Genomic DNA, 16,108 nt, shown 5'->3' with positions numbered 1-16,108 from the left:
CGGTAGGGCTCGCCGTATTCGTCCGGGATGGCGGCCTCCATGACCGACAAGGCCTGGCCGACCTTCATCGCCCCGCCCTTGAGCTCGCCCAAGACGGTGAACAGCTGGTTGGCGGCTTTCTCCATCAGCTCGGCCTGGACTTCGTCCCGCGATTTCCCGGTCAGCCGTTTGCCGAAGCCGAGCGCCGCCCGGCCGGCGAAGCCGACCGGGATGCTGGCCAGCTTCGCGTTGCGCGCCGCCCGGCCCCGTTTGATGTCTGCCACGTATCCATCATCCATGACGTTCCACGCGCCTCGCGCTTGATCTTCGCAACACCCGCTCGCGGGCGGCCGACGGGGAAGCGCCCTAGGTTGTCCCCCATGGCAGCCAAGCAATCACAACACGACGCCGCTGACTCCCTGTTCAGGGCGATCATCGAAACGCTGGACAAGCACCGCAACGACGGCACCCTGACCGCGGAGATCCTGCAACAGCTGGGGACCGCCTACGAGTCGGTGTCGTCGAACGTCCCGGATCAGGGCCGGCTCGGCTAGCTGGCCCGTCCGCACGAGCACAGCGGGTGCCGGGTCCAGCGCCGCGCGACGATGGCGCCGGCGTTGAGGTCGAATTCCAGCGTGGCGTTCAGCGTCTGGGGCGGCATCGCCTCCTGTTGGCGCACGGCGGCGATCACCCGGTTCACCTGGCTGAGCGCCAGCGCCGCGGTCGCCAGCAGCGTGGCCCGGTCGGCCACCCCGACGGTCTCCCGCAGCTGCGCGGAGATCGCGGGCCAGGCCGCGTCGCGGTCCCGCCGATGCAGGTCGGCGCAGCCCAGGCAGCTGGTCGTCCCGGGAATCACCAGCGGGCCGACCAGCCCGACGCCGTCGCGGACCCGCACCGGCAGGTGGGGCACGCCACGGGCGTGCAGGTCGCGGACCATGCGCGGGTCGGCGACCAAGTAATCGGACAGCACCACCAGGTCGACGACGGCGGCCGACACGGCCGCGTGCGGCTGGCTGCTGCGGGCGATCCGGGCGCCCGAGCAGCGCAGCGCCTCGGCGAGCAGCTCCGACAGCGGCCCGCGGCCGTGGATCCGGATGGACGGCGCCCGGCCGCGGGGCTTCCCGCATTCGGTCGCCACGCCCGCGCCGACCAGCTGGTCGACCAGGTCCGTCAGGCCCTCTGCGTCCCGCAGGCCGCGGTCGACGGCGCGCCGCCGCAGCTCGGCCAGCGGCGTGGGTGATCGCATGGTTCGCAGCAGCGCGGCCAGTTCCGCGGCGGGCAGGCCGCCCGGTGGCCGCACCAGCACGGCACGGCGGGGATCCCAGCCGACTTGGACGGCGCCGTCGGGCCGCAGCAGTACCGGCATGGCGGGGTCCAGCGCATAGGTGGAAAGCGTGGCCGGTGACACCGGTGCACTGTGCCACGCCGGGGGTGGGCGCCCCGGTCAGTTATCCACAGGGCCGCGGCCCGGATCCTCGGGGTTCTCCTCGAGCTTGGCGATCGCCTCGTCGATGCCGCTGGTGTCGCCCCCGATGACGCGGTCGATGAAGCCCGCCGGCTCGTCGAGGTCCTCGGCGGCGGGCAGCAGGTCGGGGTGTTGCCAGATGGCGTCGCGGGCGTCCACGCCGGCGGCCTCGGTGAGGCGCTCCCACAGCGCGGCGGCTTCGCGCATCTTGCGGGGCCTCAGCTCCAGGCCCACCAGCGTCGCGAAGGTCTGTTCGGCCGGGCCGCCGGTGGCGCGGCGGCGGCGCAGCGTCTCGCTGAGCGCGGCCGCCCCCGGAATCCGGTCGCCCAGGGCCGCGGTGACCACCACCTGCACCCAGCCCTCGATCAGCGCGAGCAGCGTCTCGAGGCGTTCCAGCGCCTGCGTCTGCGCCGGGGTGGCCTTGGGCTCGAAAACGCCTTGCCCCAGAAGGTTTTCGATGGCCGCCGGGTCCGACAGCGTCGCCGGGTTGAAGTCGCGGGCCAACTCCTCGATACCGCTCATGTCGATCTGCATGCCCATCGCGTAGGCCTCCACCGCGCCCAGCAGCTGGCTCGACAGCCACGGCACGTGGCTGAACAACCGGTGGTGGGCGGCCTCGCGCGCGGCCAGAAACGTCAGGATCTCGCTGCGGGGCTGCTCGAGCCCGGCCGCGAACGACTCCACGGCGTCGGGCAGGATCGCCGCAACGCCCTTGGGCCCCAACGGCAATCCGATGTCGGTGGAGGTGAGCACCTCGCGGGACAGCCGGCCCAGCGCCTGCCCCAGCTGCGAGCCGAAGGCCATGCCGCCCATCTGCGACATCATCGCCATCAGTGGGCCCGCCATGCTCTTGGCCTCCTCGGGCAGCGACGACGCCCACACCGTCGAAATCTGTTGTGCCATCGGGTCGCACAACCGCTTCCAGGTATCCAGGCTGTTGTCGACCCAGTCGGCCGGGCTCCAGCCCACCGCCTTGCTGGTGCCGGCGGGCAGCGCCGTGGCGCCGTCCAGCCAGGTCTCGGCCAGGTGTACCGCGTCGGCGATCGCCGAGTGCGTCGTGGCCGGGATGGGCGCCACGAACCCGATCGAGTTCGTGGCCACCCGGCGCGCCAGCTCGTAGTTGACCGGGCCCGACTGTCCGCCCCCGGCCATCCCGGTGCCCGCGCTGGAAAGCATCTGACCCAGCTGGGTGAAGATCTGCCCGAGGTCGCCCATGCCGAAATCGCCGCTCATGCCGAATGCGCCGAAGGGATCGGAGCCGCCGGAGCCCGAATTGGGATCTTTCTTCCCGGGTTTGTCGGGGTCTTCCCCGTGGGAGAAGCCGAAAGGCAGGTCAGCCATACCGTCAACGGTACTCACCGGGGGAATGGGGTGGGTGGTCTCGGGGTCAGCTTGTGGCTGAACCGGACCGACGGGCTCCGTCTAGTGTAATCGGCGTGAACAGGCGGATTCTGACCTTGATGGTCGCGCTGGTGCCGATCCTGGTCTTCGGCGTGTTGCTGGCGGTGGTGACGGTGCCGTTCGTCTCGCTGGGCCCGGGACCCACCTTCGACACGCTCGGCGAGGTCGACGGCAAGCAGGTGGTGGCGATCGAGGGCACCGCGACGCATCCGACCACCGGGCACCTGAACATGACGACGGTCTCCCAGCGGGACCAGCTGACCCTCGGCGAAGCGCTGACGCTGTGGCTTTCGGGGCAGGAGCAGTTGGTGCCGCGCGACCTGATCTACCCGCCGGGCAAGTCACGGGACGAGGTCGACAAGGCCAACAACGCGGACTTCAAGGAGTCCGAGGACAGCGCCGCCTACGCCGCGCTGGGCTACCTGAAATACCCGGCCGCGGTCACGGTCGCCAAGGTCACCGATCCGGGTCCGTCCGCGGGCAAGCTGAAGGACGGCGACGCCATCGACGCGGTCAACGGCGTCCCGGTGGCCGACGTCGACCAGTTCACCGGGCTGCTCAAGAACACCAAGCCGGGCCAGACGGTGACCATCGACTACCGGCGCAAGAACGAGCCGGCCGGGGTGGCCCAGATTACGCTGGGCGCGAACAAGGATCGCGACTACGGCTTCCTCGGTGTCGCCGTGCTCACCGCGCCCTGGGCGCCGTTCGTCGTCGACTTCAACCTGGCCAACGTCGGGGGGCCGTCGGCCGGCCTGATGTTCAGCCTGGCGGTGGTCGACAAGCTGACCACCGGTGACCTCACCGGGTCGAAGTTCATCGCGGGGACCGGCACCATCTCCGCCGATGGGAAGGTCGGCCAGATCGGCGGCATCACCCACAAGATGGTCGCCGCCCACGCGGCGGGCGCCACGGTCTTCCTGGTGCCGGCCAAGAACTGCTACGAGGCGAACTCGGACAATCCGTCCGGCCTGCGCCTGGTGAAGGTGGAGACCCTCAGCCAGGCGGTCGACGCCCTGCATGCGATCACGTCGGGGGGCCAGCCCCCGAGCTGTTAGAAGCTGAGCGAGCCAAATGGCGGGTCGCGCGATGCGTAGAGTTGTCACCGTCGATCAATCGAGCAGGGAGCGTAGCCAGTGGGGATGCGGCCCACCGCACGGATGCCGAAGCTGACCCGGCGCAGCCGGATTCTGATCCTGATCGCCCTGGGTGTGATCGCTTTGCTGCTCGCCGGCCCCCGGCTGATCGACGCGTACGTGGACTGGCTGTGGTTCGGCGAACTCGGCTACCGCTCAGTGTTCAGCACCGTCCTGGTCACCCGGTTCGTGGTCTTTCTGGTGGCCGGCCTGCTGGTGGGCGGCATCGTGTTCGCCGGTCTCGCGGTGGCCTACCGCACCCGCCCGGTGTTCGTGCCGAGCAACGACAACGATCCGGTCGCGCGGTACCGCGCCGTCGTGCTGTCCCGGTTGCGGTTGGTGGGCATCGGGGTGCCGGTCGCGATCGGCCTGCTGGCCGGCATCATCGCGCAGAGCTACTGGGTGCGCATCCAGCTGTTCATGCATGGCGGGGACTTCGGTATCCGGGATCCGCAGTTCGGCAAGGACCTCGGCTTCTACGCGTTCGACCTGCCGTTCTACCGGCTGCTGCTCAGCTATTTGTTCGTGGCCGTCTTCCTCGCGTTCGTTGCGAACCTGCTGGCGCACTACATCTTTGGCGGAATCCGGCTGTCCGGGCGCACCGGCGCGCTGAGCCGCTCGGCGCGCATCCAGCTGGTCACGGTGGTGGGGCTGCTGGTGCTGCTCAAGGCGGTCGCGTACTGGCTGGACCGCTACGAGTTGCTGTCGCACACCCGCGGCGGCAAGCCCTTCACCGGTGCGGGGTACACCGACATCAACGCGGTGCTGCCGGCCAAGCTGATCCTGATGGCGATCGCGCTGATCTGCGCCGCCGCGGTGTTCTCCGCGATCGTCCTGCGTGACTTGCGGATTCCGGCCATCGGCCTGGTTCTGCTGCTGCTGTCGTCGCTGATCGTGGGGGCCGGGTGGCCGTTGATCGTCGAGCAGATCAGCGTCAAACCCAATGCCGCGCAGAAGGAAAGCGAATACATCAGCCGCAGCATCGCGGCGACCCGGCAGGCGTACGGGCTGACGTCGGACGTCGTCACCTACCGCACCTACGCCGGTGACACGCAGGCCACCGCCCAGCAGGTCGCCGACGACCGCGCGACCACCTCCAACATCCGGCTGCTCGACCCGACCATCGTCAGCCCGGCGTTCACCCAGTTCCAGCAGGGCAAGAACTTCTACTACTTCCCCGACCAGCTGTCCATCGACCGCTACCTGGACCGCAACGGCTCACTGCGCGACTACGTCGTCGCGGCCCGCGAGCTCAACCCGGACCGGCTGATCGAGAACCAGCGCGACTGGATCAACCGGCACAGCGTCTACACGCACGGCAACGGGTTCATCGCCTCGCCGGCGAACACGGTGCGCGGCGTCGCCAACGACCCCAACCAGAACGGCGGCTATCCCGAGTTCCTGGTGAACGTCGTCGGCGCCAACGGCAACGTGGTGTCCGACGGCCCCGCGCCGCTGGACCAGCCGCGCATCTACTACGGGCCCGTCATCGCCAACACCTCAGCCGACTACGCGATCGTCGGTCGCAACGGCGCCGACCGCGAATACGACTACGAGACCAGCGCCGAGACCAAGAACTACACCTACACCGGGCTCGGGGGAGTTCCAGTCGGGGACTGGCTGTCGCGCAGCGTGTTCGCCGCGAAGTTCGCGGAGCGAAACTTCTTGTTCTCCAACGTGATCGGTTCCAACAGCAGGATCCTGTTCAACCGCGACCCGGCCCGCCGGGTGGAGGCGGTGGCGCCGTGGCTGACCACCGACAGCTCGGTCTACCCGGCGATCGTCAACAAGCGGCTGGTGTGGATCATCGACGGCTACACCACGTTGGACAACTATCCGTACTCCGAGCTCACCTCCCTGGAGTCGGCGACCGCCGACTCGAACGAGGTGGCGTTCAACAAGCTGGCCCCCGACAAGCAGGTCTCCTACATCCGCAACTCGGTGAAGGCCACGGTGGACGCCTACGACGGCACCGTGACGCTGTACCAGCAGGACGAGCAGGACCCGGTGCTCAAGGCGTGGATGCAGGTGTTCCCCGGCACGGTCAAGCCGAAGAGCGACATCACCCCCGAGCTGGCCGAGCACCTGCGCTATCCCGAGGACCTGTTCAAGGTGCAGCGGATGCTGCTGGCCAAGTATCACGTCAACGACCCGGTGACGTTCTTCTCGACCTCGGACTTCTGGGACGTGCCGCTGGACCCGAACCCGACCGCCAGCAGCTATCAGCCGCCGTATTACATCGTGGCGAAAAACATTGCCAAGAACGACAATTCGTCGTCGTATCAACTGACCAGCGCGATGAACAGGTTCAAGCGCGACTACCTGGCCGCCTACATCAGCGCCAGCTCCGACCCCGCGACCTACGGCAGGATCACCGTGCTGACCATCCCGGGTCAGGTCAACGGGCCCAAGCTGGCCAACAACGCCATCACCACCGACCCGGCGGTGTCGCAGGACCTCGGCGTGATCGGGCGCGACAACCAGAACCGGATCCGCTGGGGCAACCTGCTCACGCTGCCGGTGGGTCAGGGCGGCCTGCTGTACGTCGAGCCCGTCTACGCCTCCCCGGGGGCCAGCGACGCCGCGTCGTCGTACCCGCGGCTGATCCGGGTGGCGATGATGTACAACGACAAGATCGGGTACGGCCCGACGGTGCGCGACGCGCTGACGGGGCTGTTCGGTCCCGGCGCGGGCGCGGCCGCGACGGGTATCCAGCCCACCGACGCCGGCAACCCCCAGGCGCCCCCGCCGGTGACTCCGCCCGTGCCTGCCAGCCCTCCCGGATCGCCGCCGCCGACGGCGCTTCCGCCGGTGCCGGACGGGTCGGTGACGCTGTCCCCGGCCAAAGCCGCCGCGCTGCAAGAGATTCAGAGCGCGCTCGGCGCGGCCAAGGACGCCCAGAAGAAGGGCGATTTCGCCGGCTACGGCGCCGCGCTGCAGCGGTTGGACGACGCGATCACCAAGTACAACAACACCAAATAGCCCTCAGGCCCCGTCCATTCCAGCCGACCGTTTCGGCCGACCGCGAGCGTGCGTGTCTGTACACCGACACGCCGAAAAGGGTGGCATTCTGCGCACCCTCGCCGATGTGGCGCACACGAAATAGCCATCACGCGAAGGCCGTTCGGAACCTGTCCCGATAGGCCTTGGGGCTGATGCCCAGGTGGTTGACGAACACCCGCCGCAAGGTCTCGATGCTGCCGAAGCCGGCCATGCCCGCGGTCTCGCTGACGGACCGGCCGGATTCCAGTGCGCCACGGGCGAAGTCGATTCGAACGAGCTCGACGTAGCGGGCCGGGGTCATGCCCAGCTCGGATTGGAAGAGCCGGGTCAGCTGGCGGGTGCTCAGTGACGCCCGGGCCGCAAGGGATTTCACGCTGTGGTTCGCGGCCGGGTCGGCCGCGACCGCGTCGATGACCGCGCGCAGCGGCGACTGCGGCGGCGGATCGGCCTCCACCAGCACCGAGAACTGTGATTGGCCCCCAGCGCGTTTGAGGTAGACCACCAGCCACCGGGCCACGTTGCGGACCAGTTCGGTCCCGTAATCCATTTCGACCAGCGCCAGCGCCAGGTCGATGCCGGACGAGATCCCGGCCGAGGTGAACACGTCGCCGTCGCGGACGAAGATCGCGTCGGGATCGACGGTGACATCGCGAAAGGCCCGGGCCAACAGCCGGGTCTCGTTCCAGTGCGTCGTGGCGCGCCGGCCGCTGAGCAGACCGGCCTGGGCGAGGATGAACGACCCCGTGCAAATGGATGCCATCCGCCGGGCTCGCGTCGCTATCGACCTGACGGCCTCGACGAGCGCGGGATCCACCGGCCGCCGGGGCAGGTGGTCGCTGCCGGCGACCAGAACGGTATCCGCGGATTCGATCGAGGAAATCCGGTCGGTGACACCCAGTCGACTGCCGATCGACGTGGTGACGTCCCGGCCGTCCACCGACGCGATCTTGAGCCGGTAGTCGGCTCCGAACCGGTTGGCTTCGACGAACACCTCGCCGGTCCCCGCCACGTCCAGCATCGTCACGTCGTCGAAGACGACGATCACCACCACCCGCGAATGCGCTCCGGTCTCGGCCACGTAAGACATTGTGTCGCTTTCTGTGGACAGGACGGCCCGAACGCCCACGGTCGCCTCGGCCGTGCGGCCGCAGACTGACGGCATGAATACTCAGTCAATGGAAAGCATCGCCGGCATCCGCATCCCCGACTCGGCGTTGGTGCTCGAGGCCACCGATTTCATTCGAGACGCCGAGGACGACCTGCTGTTCCACCACTCGCGGCGGGTGTTCCTGTTCGGCGCGCTGCAGGGCCTGCGCCGGGGGCTGCAGCCCGACCTGGAGCTGCTCTACGTCGCCGCCATGTTCCACGACCTCGGGCTCACCGAGCGCTACGGCACCTCCTCGCTGCGCTTCGAGGTCGACGGCGCGAACGCGGCCCGGGACTTCCTGACGGCGCATGGTGTGGACGAGGCCGACGCCGCCAAGGTGTGGCTCGGGATCGCGTTGCACACCACACCCGGCGTGCCCGAGTTCCTGGACCCCGAGGTCGCTTTGCTCCAGGCCGGTGTCGAGGTCGACGTGGTCGGCATCGGCCGCGAGCACCTGGCCCCCGACGCCCTCGCCGCGGTGACCGCCGCCCACCCGCGCCCGCAGTTCAAGCAGCGCATCTTGGCCGCGTTCAACGACGGGATGAAGCACCGCCCGCTCACCACCGCCGGCACCATGAACGCCGACGTGCTGGCGCACTTCGATCCCACCTTCGAGCGGGTCGACTTCGTCGACAAGATCCTCAACAACAGCTGGCCGGAATGAAGGGAGCGGACAGATGGACATTCACGAGGCGCTCTACACCACCAGGATGATGCGCCGGCTGCGGCCGGACCCGATCCCGCGCGACGTGCAGGCCCGCATCCTCGATGCGGCCGTCCGGGCGCCCAACGGGGGCAACACCCAGCGCTGGCACTTTGTCGCCGTCGACGATCCACAACTCATCCACGAGTTCGGCGAACTGTTCCGGCAGGCCCGCGCGCTGGAATACGAGAAGTTCAGCGTGGGTCAGGGACCGATGGTCGTGCCGGGGCCCGGCGTGGACCTCACCGCTCACGCCGAGACGATGCGCCGCATCAAGGGGTCCGGGAACTACCTGGCCGACCACTTCGACGAAGTTCCCCTGTTGCTCTTCGTGTTCGCGATCGACGATCTCGGCGGCGCCAACATCTACCCCGCGATCTGGAGCGCTCTGCTCGCGGCCCGGGCCGAGGGCGTCGGCGGCGTCATGACGATGGTGCTCAACAATTTCCGGGACAAGGTCAACGAGATGCTGGGCGTGCCCGTCGAGGAGGGCTGGGAGATGTCGGCCATGCTGTCCCTCGGCTACCCACTGGGCAAGTGGGGCGTCGCAGCCAATCGCCGCCCGGTGCACGAGGTTTCGTCCCGCAACGGCTGGGGCAAGCCGTTCGGTGTCGAGGTTCCGCAGCCGCTGTGGCCGCCGAGCGAAGCGGCGGGCCTGGCCGCGGCGGGTTGACGGGACCGGGAGGATGAGTCACATGACCGAGCAGGACGACATCGGCGTCACCGTGGTACGGCCGGGCGAGGGCGAGTACGTCGCCCTTCCCGGGTTCGGGGCGGTGTTCAAGCTGACGAGCAAGACCACCGGGGGCGAGGTGTCGATCGTCGAGCACCCGTTCGAGGTCGGCCTGCTCACGGCGGCGCACCGGCACACCCGCGAGGACGAGCACTCGATCGTGCTGGCCGGTGAGATCGGCTTCCGCTCCGACGACAGCGAGGTGGTGCTGGGGCCCGGCGGCTACATCACCAAGCCCCGCGGTCAGATGCACGCGATGTGGAACGCCGGCAGCGAGCCGGGCCGCATCATCGAGGTCATCACCCCGGGCGGGTTCGAGAACTATTTCCGCGAGCTCGGCGAGCTGCTCGTCGAGCACGCCGACGACCCGGTCGGCAAGGTCCTGCACGAGTTGCCCGAGTTCGGCGAACTCGCCGACAAGTACGGGCTGACGTACGGGTCGCCCGACTGGATGGACGACATCGCCCGGCGCTACGGGCTGAAGGCGCCGTCGCACTGACCCGTTGCCGCCGAGATTGCCGTCATGGCTGTGGTCGGCGCCCTGTCCACGACCATGGCGGCAATCTCGGCGCGGCAACCCCGTGACCGCGCGATTTGGTCGCCGTGATGCGGGTTCGGTAACCTGGCATTCACCAACGCGGGGTGGAGCAGCTCGGTAGCTCGCTGGGCTCATAACCCAGAGGTCGCAGGTTCGAATCCTGTCCCCGCTACCAAGTGAAACGGCCCCCGGAGGAGACTCCGGGGGCCGTTTTGGTGCGCAACAACACCTCAGGCGGGGGTGAGGCGGATCGGCAGCCGGGTGGGTCCGCGTAGCGAGCTGTGACGCGACCACTGTGTCGGACCCGCCGGGGTGATTCGGGCGACGCGGCTGACGAGTTGGCGCAGTACCGCCTGGGCTTCCATGCGGGCCAGCGGTGCGCCCAGGCACATGTGTGCGCCGTAGCCGAAGGCGACGTGCGTTCGCGGGTCCCGGTCGGCGCGATACTCGTCGGGATCGTCGAACGCGCTGGGGTCACGGTTGGCCGCGCCGAAGGACAGCAGCACGCGTGATCCGGTGGGGATGGTGACGTCGCCGATGCGGTAGTCCGCGCGGGTGTAGCGGTACAGGTTCTGTATCGGCGTCGTGAAGCGAAGCTGTTCCTCCACGGCCAGGGGGATGAGGTCGGGGTTGGCGCGAATCAGGTCGTATTGGTCGGGCCGTCGGGCCAGCGTGTCGAACATTCCGCCGAGCAGGTTGGTCGTGGTCTCGTTGCCGGCGATCAGCAGGTGGATGGCGATGAGCAGAAGCTGACGGTCGGTGAGGCTGCCATCGGTGTTGTGCTCGATGAGCCGCCCGAGCACGGTGGTCGATCCCTTGAGTCCACCCGCAGCGAATTGCGCTGTGAAATAACGCCACAACGCCACCATCCCCGTTGCCGACTTGGCCGCGTCGACGATACCCGCGAAAGTGGGCCTCAGCTCCATGACTCCCACCGCGCGTTCGGACCAGCGGCGGAAGTCGCCGGCGTCTGAGTCGGGCACTCCGAGGATCTGGGCGATCAGGCGTATCGGCATCGGTATGGCCAAGCGCTGCACGACATCACAGCCGGGGTCGTCCATCACGTCGGTGACGAGGTCGATGGCCAGTTTTTCGGTCATCTCCTGCCAGGACCTCATCGCGCCCTTGCTGAATCCCGGCTGGACTTGTTTGCGCAGCCGGGTGTGTTCCTCACCGTCGGTGAGCACCGCCAGCGGAGCGGACATGCGCAGGCGCGTGACCCCCTGGGTGCTTGTGACCCGGTCGGTGTCGCGCAGCGCGGCCCGCACGTCGTCGAGGCGGCTGACGATGAAGGTGGCGCGCCGGGGGTTGTAGTGCACGCGGCCGCTTCGGTGCAGGGCGCGGTACGCGTCGTACGGGTCCGCGGCGGTGGCGGGGTCTTGCGGGTCGTAGTCGGTGTTGACCGCGCCGGTCCACCCGGCGCGGCCGCGGCGGCGGGTGCGGACGGCGGCAGCGACATTCATCCGCACGGCATGGCCAAGCAGTCGGGCGCCTTCTGCTGCTCCTTGAATGGTCTGCTTCGCGGCCATGCTGGCCTATCCGATCGCGCCGCTGAACCGCCGCGATCGGACCTGGGTCGCGACGATGCAGGTTGTGAGGTAGGCGAGGTAGCACACCCCCAGGGTGTACGCGTGTAGTCGAGTGCGGGGAAGGGCCGCCAGGATTCCGAGCGTCGTTTCGATGCCACCGTTGATGTAGGTGAAGGCACGCGCGTGCCGGGGAAATGCGAGGCGGTTGAACGGCTCGAACACGCTCGGGGCCAGGAAGTGTGCCAACCCGGCGCAGATCCCGGCGGCCGCGTGCACGGGTCGGTTCTGTCGACGCCGAATCTTGATGTCGGTCAACGGTTTCCGCTCCTCGTCGGGCCGAAGAGGGTTGCGAGGGCTTGACGGGCTGTGGCGAGTTTGGCTCTCGGTGTCAAGGCTGCCAGAACGCCACCGTCGCAGACGATGTCGATGCCGGTGAGATAGCTGGCTCTGTCGCTTGCGCAGAACGCCAGCAGTTCGGCAACCTCCCTTGGCTCGCCGATGCGCCGCAGCGCGGACCGCTCGGCGAGCGCTCCCGAGCCGGTTCGTTCCTCGAGCCTGCCCATGGCGGTGTCGATGGTGCCCGGCGACACCGAGACGATTCGTCCACCGCGACGGCCGAACCTGGCGGCCTGCGAGGAGCAGTACCACGTAACGAAATTCTTGCTGATCGAATAGGCGAACCCCGGCCGCATGGCGGCCGGGGCGATATTGCAGGCGGAGGTCATCTTCTTCATGAAGACATCGGCGTCGCGTTGCGCGTGCTTGAAATGACGGCGGGGGACCATGACCCGGGGAAACATGTGCGCCGCAACCGACGCGACGTTGACGATCGCGAATCCGTCCTCGACGGTCGGGTAGAACGCCTCGTTCACGTTGAGCGTGCCCAGGGCGTTGATGCGCACGATGAATTCCGCCGAACCCATGCTGGGGCTCACGCCCGCGGCGTGAACGACCGATCTGACGACGCCGAATCCCATTGCCTGGCTGACCAACTCGGCGACGGACTGGTCATCGGTGATGTCGACGACGGAGGTCTTGCACTCGACGCCACTGGCTTCCAGTTCCTTCGCCGCCGCGTCGAGACCGTCGCGACTGACATCGCAGAGCACGATCGAGTGGTCTCGTCCCAGGAGTTTCGCGGCTGCGAGCCCCATGCCTCCCGCGCCCCCGGTGACGACGCACACGTCACGCATCGGCACCTCCACCGGGCAGTCGAAGCGATCGAATTTCGAGAATATTATTCTCGTAAATAGTGTCACACGGTGCCGCCGGTGTAAAGGGCGGCGGGCTTAGGGTCGTGTGGTGAGCCAACCTCGCCGAGGCCGACCGCGAAGCGCCGCCGCGCACGAGGCGATCCTGGCGGCGACGCGCTCGCTGCTCGTTGACGTCGGCTACGCCGGGATATCGATGGACAAGGTGGCCGCAGCGGCGGGGGTCGGCATGCAGACGGTGTATCGGCGCTGGCCGTCGAAAGCGCCCTTGGTGGCCGAAGCCGTCATGCAGCAGTACCCCCCGGCTGACTTCGCGCTCCCCGACACCGGCGATTGCGTCGAAGATCTACGAACGTGGATGCGCGAATACGCCGCACGCACAGCCGCGTCGGAAAATGCCGCGCTCATCCGAGCACTCGCCGCGGCGGCTGCCGAAAATCTCGACGACCGAGACAGCCTCTACCGGCAACTCACCGGTCGCATCCACCACGCGGTGCAGGACCGGTTGCGAAAAGGGATCTCTCAGGGTCAGATTCAGGCCGGCGCCGACGTCGAGGCTGTCGCCGACGCGCTGATCGGAGCAATCCTTTATCGAATACTCAGCGCGACAACACCCGTGAGCGAAACGCTCGACCGGTACGACGGGCTTATCGACACGCTGACGCGAGGACTCGGTCCTCGTTGACCGCGGTTCGCGACGATCTGCGAATTCGATCGCCCACCGGCTATGAGACGAACGCCGGCATCGATTCCCAGCCGCGGACGGCCGAGGCGGACGATAGGCGCGCGTTGTCGGTGTCGATGTTCCATTCGGGGAAGCGCTTGAGGATTTCCTCGAGCGCCACCCGTCCCTCCAGCCTGGCCAGCGCGGCTCCAAGGCAGAAGTGGGCTCCCACGCTGAATGCCAGATGCTGACGCGGCTGGCGATGGATGTCGAAGAGGTCGCCGTCGGGCGGGAATTGGCGATGGTCACGGCAGGCCGAGGCGATCAGCGGCATCATGACGCTGCCCTCGGGCACCGTGTGGCCGTACCAGTCAGTGTCGCGAGTGACGTAGCGGGCCAGGTGCGGTACGGGAGGTTCGTAGCGCAGCAGCTCCTCTATCGCCTGCGGAATCAAGTGAGGATCAGCCGCGATTTCGCGCCGCTGGCCGGGATGGTCGGCAAGAACTTTTCCCGCCCAGCCGAGGAGCCGGGTCGTCGTCTCGTTGCCCGCGGCGGCGATGAGCCCGATATAGAGCAGGATTTCCTCGCGGGTCAGCCGTCGGCGAACCCCAGTCTCGTCATCGAATTCGACGTTGAGGAGCTCGGTCATGATGTCGTCGGAGGGGTGTTCGACGCGCCAGTCGAGATAGGCGGCGAATAGCTCGTCGTAGGCCTCGTCGGGGTTGATGCCCTTGGCCAGGGTCATGGGCTGGCCGGCCTCGGTGAGCAACGACGCATTCGAGCGATCCCGGACGCGCTCCTGGTCCTGCTCGGGGATGCCGACCAGCATCCCGATGACCCTCATCGGCATCTGGGCGCCGAGATCGGCGATGAAGTCGAATCGTCCAGTGCCGACGAGGGGATCGAGGCACTGTGCGCAAAACGCTCGAATTTTGCCCTCGAGTTCTGCGACCTTGCGAGGGGTGAAGATCCGCGCGAGCAGCTTTCGGTGAACGTCGTGAACCGGTGGGTCTTCGAAAACGATGATGCCAGGCGGTATCTCGATGTTGGCCTTGATCACTTCGAGGATCATTCCGCGCGCTGAACTGAAGGTGCCGGTGTCCACAAGCGCACGACTCACGTCGTCGAAACGACTGAGCGCGTAGAAGTCGTACTGCTCGTTGTAGTACAGCGGCGCCTCCTCGCGGAGCCGCCGGAACACGGGATAGGGATCGGCGAGAAGCCCCATATCGTACGGGTCGTAGCGAATGTCGCTGGCCTGGCTTGTGGTCATGGCCGTCCTCCCGCTGCAGGGGAAACTCCGCGCTTCCTCCCGGTATCACAACAGACGCGACGCCAGATGACAAGACGGAATTCTGCGAGATGTTACGTCTAGGCAGCTTGTCGCCGGGAGCGGGTTCCGCCTTGCGCTGCCAAGTCTGTTTGACAGCATCTTGATCCATTCGGGACGGCTGGTCGCACTTGACGTGCGGCCGGGGCTCGCCATACGTTCAGTCGTAGATTGTCACGCCATAGAGGGCTGGAGCGCCACGATGGGTCTTTTCTGTGCGTAGTCATGGGTGGTCGGGTCAAACGCCCTCCTCCGACGAGGAGGCGGTCAACAGGATCCTCGACGCGGTTGACTCCGTGGTGGCGGAAGGCGGATCGGCCGCCGTTCGCATCAGCGATCTCGCCCGGATTCTGGGAGTGAGTCGGCAGACCGTCTACCGCTATTTTCCCAGCGCCGAAGCGCTACTCATCGGCAGCCAAATGCGGGCTGCCAACGGCTTTCTCGATCGTCTGGCCAACCACCTGCGTGGCTGGACGAATCCGGCCGCGGCCCTCGTCGAAGGGGTGGCATTCACCGCCGAGGAGTTCGCCGGCGACCCGCTGATGGCGCGCGTCATGGTGACCCGGCTACCCGGTGGCGCGTCGGCCCCGTCTACCGCCGGCGCCGCAATTAGCCTCGGACGAGAGATGTTTCGACGATATGACGTCGACTGGGAAGCTCACGGCTTTGATCACGCTGCGATCGACGATCTCATCGAAGTCGCTGTGCGCACATTGCAATCGGTTCTGCTCGACCCTCCCGAGCGACAATCTGACCCGGTGGCACTCCGCAGACTGTTGGGCAGATGGCTGGGACCTGCTGTGCTGTACCAACAGCTGACCCGTGACGTCGACGCACTGACCGCTCTGGCGTCGGCCGGCCGACGAATGGCTCCCAGCAAGCCGGCGTGACCGCAGTCGCACGCGCCGTCGAGTTGCCCCTCGATCGCAGACCGATCTGACCCGACGGTGGTCCGTGGTTTCACGTCCGGCCAGGCCCGCAGGCGAAGCCGATCTGCCTGGCCCGCCTAGCGCGCCAGCACCGCCTCGATGGCGCTGATGACCTCGGGGGCGTCGGGCGCGGTGCGGGGCCGGAACCGCTGCACCACCTGACCGTCGGGTGCGATCAGGAACTTCTCGAAATTCCACTGGATGTCGCCGGCCTCGCCGGCGGAATCGGCGGCCTTGGTCAGCTCGGCGTAGAGCGGGTGACGATCGTCGCCGTTCACCTCGGTCTTGGCCAGCAGCGGGAACGTCACGCCGTACGTCGTCGAACAGAACTCCTGGATCT

At 67.7% G+C, this 16,108-nt stretch carries 16 protein-coding genes, 1 tRNA gene and 1 pseudogene; 9 read left to right on the top strand and 9 right to left on the bottom strand.

From position 1 onward, the window contains the following. Positions 1-278, bottom strand: a pseudogene (locus A9X05_RS26390) (AarF/ABC1/UbiB kinase family protein); the annotation flags it as partial. Between the two features lie 81 nt (positions 279-359). Between A9X05_RS26390 and A9X05_RS31835 the strand changes: the two are divergent. After that, on the top strand, positions 360-533 hold the full coding sequence (locus A9X05_RS31835) for a hypothetical protein (protein ID WP_197499210.1): 174 nt from the start codon (positions 360-362) through the stop codon (positions 531-533). Here A9X05_RS31835 and A9X05_RS26385 read toward each other — a convergent pair. Beyond that, the gene (locus A9X05_RS26385; protein WP_067750997.1) at positions 530-1,345 is read right to left on the bottom strand and encodes a TOMM precursor leader peptide-binding protein; all 816 of its coding nucleotides are present in this window, start codon (positions 1,343-1,345) and stop codon (positions 530-532) included. The two genes, A9X05_RS31835 and A9X05_RS26385, sit on opposite strands and share 4 nt — an antisense overlap. Positions 1,346-1,423: 78 nt before the next feature. After that, complete coding sequence (locus A9X05_RS26380) at positions 1,424-2,803, bottom strand: zinc-dependent metalloprotease (protein ID WP_197499209.1); 1,380 nt, start codon at positions 2,801-2,803, stop codon at positions 1,424-1,426. A 77-nt stretch (positions 2,804-2,880) separates the two neighbouring features. On the opposite strand from A9X05_RS26380, the gene A9X05_RS26375 reads away from it, so the two are divergent. After that, positions 2,881-3,903: a PDZ domain-containing protein gene (locus A9X05_RS26375; RefSeq protein WP_067750990.1), complete on the top strand. Its 1,023-nt coding sequence runs from the start codon at positions 2,881-2,883 to the stop codon at positions 3,901-3,903. Between the two features lie 78 nt (positions 3,904-3,981). Beyond that, complete coding sequence (locus tag A9X05_RS26370; RefSeq protein ID WP_067785092.1) at positions 3,982-6,963, top strand: UPF0182 family protein; 2,982 nt, start codon at positions 3,982-3,984, stop codon at positions 6,961-6,963. 127 nt (positions 6,964-7,090) lie between these two features. On the opposite strand, the gene A9X05_RS26365 is transcribed toward A9X05_RS26370, so the two are convergent. Then, positions 7,091-8,071, bottom strand: a complete 981-nt coding sequence (locus A9X05_RS26365; protein WP_197499208.1) for a GlxA family transcriptional regulator — start codon at positions 8,069-8,071, stop codon at positions 7,091-7,093. 73 nt (positions 8,072-8,144) lie between these two features. Here A9X05_RS26365 and A9X05_RS26360 point away from each other — a divergent pair, with 73 nt between their 5' ends. From A9X05_RS26360 to A9X05_RS26345, 4 genes are all read left to right on the top strand, one after another. Beyond that, positions 8,145-8,795: an HD domain-containing protein gene (locus A9X05_RS26360; RefSeq protein WP_067785089.1), complete on the top strand. Its 651-nt coding sequence runs from the start codon at positions 8,145-8,147 to the stop codon at positions 8,793-8,795. 13 nt (positions 8,796-8,808) lie between these two features. Beyond that, complete coding sequence (locus A9X05_RS26355; protein WP_067785087.1) at positions 8,809-9,507, top strand: nitroreductase family protein; 699 nt, start codon at positions 8,809-8,811, stop codon at positions 9,505-9,507. Positions 9,508-9,529: 22 nt separating this feature from the next. After that, complete coding sequence (locus tag A9X05_RS26350) at positions 9,530-10,066, top strand: cupin domain-containing protein (protein WP_067751308.1); 537 nt, start codon at positions 9,530-9,532, stop codon at positions 10,064-10,066. A gap of 137 nt (positions 10,067-10,203) precedes the next feature. Then, positions 10,204-10,280 (top strand) — tRNA-Met (locus A9X05_RS26345). A gap of 55 nt (positions 10,281-10,335) precedes the next feature. Here the strand turns inward: A9X05_RS26345 and A9X05_RS26340 are convergent. The 3 genes from A9X05_RS26340 to A9X05_RS26330 all read right to left on the bottom strand — a co-directional run bounded on the left by A9X05_RS26340 (position 10,336) and on the right by A9X05_RS26330 (position 12,827). After that, positions 10,336-11,568: a cytochrome P450 gene (locus A9X05_RS26340; RefSeq protein ID WP_197499207.1), complete on the bottom strand. Its 1,233-nt coding sequence runs from the start codon at positions 11,566-11,568 to the stop codon at positions 10,336-10,338. Between the two features lie 72 nt (positions 11,569-11,640). Further along, the gene (locus tag A9X05_RS26335; RefSeq protein ID WP_231968744.1) at positions 11,641-11,949 is read right to left on the bottom strand and encodes a hypothetical protein; all 309 of its coding nucleotides are present in this window, start codon (positions 11,947-11,949) and stop codon (positions 11,641-11,643) included. Beyond that, on the bottom strand, positions 11,946-12,827 hold the full coding sequence (locus A9X05_RS26330; protein WP_067785095.1) for an SDR family oxidoreductase: 882 nt from the start codon (positions 12,825-12,827) through the stop codon (positions 11,946-11,948). The genes A9X05_RS26335 and A9X05_RS26330 overlap by 4 nt, the downstream gene beginning before the upstream one ends. A 106-nt stretch (positions 12,828-12,933) precedes the next feature. On the opposite strand from A9X05_RS26330, the gene A9X05_RS26325 reads away from it, so the two are divergent. After that, complete coding sequence (locus A9X05_RS26325; RefSeq protein ID WP_255369313.1) at positions 12,934-13,530, top strand: TetR/AcrR family transcriptional regulator; 597 nt, start codon at positions 12,934-12,936, stop codon at positions 13,528-13,530. Positions 13,531-13,570: 40 nt separating this feature from the next. On the opposite strand, the gene A9X05_RS26320 is transcribed toward A9X05_RS26325, so the two are convergent. Then, positions 13,571-14,782, bottom strand: coding sequence for a cytochrome P450 (locus tag A9X05_RS26320; protein WP_067785079.1), 1,212 nt, complete (start codon positions 14,780-14,782; stop codon positions 13,571-13,573). 272 nt (positions 14,783-15,054) lie between these two features. Here A9X05_RS26320 and A9X05_RS26315 point away from each other — a divergent pair, with 272 nt between their 5' ends. After that, the gene (locus A9X05_RS26315; RefSeq protein WP_067785077.1) at positions 15,055-15,729 is read left to right on the top strand and encodes a TetR/AcrR family transcriptional regulator; all 675 of its coding nucleotides are present in this window, start codon (positions 15,055-15,057) and stop codon (positions 15,727-15,729) included. 116 nt (positions 15,730-15,845) lie between these two features. Here A9X05_RS26315 and A9X05_RS26310 read toward each other — a convergent pair. Then, positions 15,846-16,108: glutathione peroxidase (locus A9X05_RS26310; protein WP_368664948.1), on the bottom strand; the 263-nt coding region annotated here is incomplete at its 5' end.

This window comes from Mycobacterium sp. E3298 (assembly GCF_001666895.1).
In the GTDB taxonomy this organism is placed as follows: Bacteria; Actinomycetota; Actinomycetes; order Mycobacteriales; family Mycobacteriaceae; genus Mycobacterium.
The sequence above is the reverse complement of the archived record's forward strand: the minus strand, read 5'-3'. Positions and strand labels throughout refer to the sequence as shown.